The following is a 286-nucleotide window of genomic DNA, read 5'->3' on the forward strand; positions in this document are numbered from 1 at the left end:
TACACGTTGGGATTACACGGTGATGGGGGTGGCAATGACTGGGGTAGTTATCCCCAGTTTCGTGGTCGCTCCCTTATTGGTCATGATATTTGCCATAACTTTGAAATGGCTGCCCGGCGGGGGCTGGAACGGTGGGGCGTTGAAATTTATGATCCTGCCAATGGTGGCCTTGTCACTGGCCTACATCGCCAGTATCGCTCGTATTACTCGCGGTTCGATGATTGAAGTGCTGCACTCTAACTTTATTCGTACCGCGCGCGCCAAAGGGCTGCCGATGCGGCGGATT

The 286-nt window shown here is 53.8% G+C and carries 1 protein-coding gene; it reads left to right on the plus strand.

The features are described 5' to 3' along the window. Positions 1 to 286 (plus strand): ABC transporter permease subunit (locus OOJ59_RS28005; RefSeq protein WP_268063564.1); only part of this gene is annotated, 286 nt, incomplete at both ends.

This window comes from Citrobacter sp. W9, from assembly GCF_026719375.1.
In the GTDB taxonomy this organism is placed as follows: Bacteria; Pseudomonadota; Gammaproteobacteria; order Enterobacterales; family Enterobacteriaceae; genus Citrobacter; species Citrobacter werkmanii.